Consider the following 258-nt stretch of genomic DNA (forward strand, 5'->3'; position numbering starts at 1 on the left):
GGCGCGGGCGCGGCGTCGAACAGCGCGCTCTCGATATCTTCGGCTTCGAGCGGCGCGTCGAAAATCGGCTCGACGATGCGGATGCCCGGCGTGAACGTGCGGCGACGCGACACCACCACGCCATGCGCCGCGCCGCGCGTCTCGACGGCGAGCCGCCAGCCGCCCCGCGCGAGCGCGCCGCCCCGATCGAACATGACGCGGCGCATCGACGCACCTGCATCGGTGGCATCGGTGGCATCGGTGGCATCGAGCGCGCAG

Annotated in this window: 1 protein-coding gene; it reads right to left on the reverse strand. The window is 73.3% G+C overall.

Annotated elements, in window-relative coordinates:
* A partial coding sequence (locus SB786_RS36810; RefSeq protein ID WP_410731660.1) for a hypothetical protein occupies positions 1-258 on the reverse strand: 258 nt, incomplete at both ends.

It is taken from the genome of Burkholderia sp. SIMBA_062 (assembly GCF_046534765.1).
Classification (GTDB): domain Bacteria; phylum Pseudomonadota; class Gammaproteobacteria; order Burkholderiales; family Burkholderiaceae; genus Burkholderia; species Burkholderia ambifaria.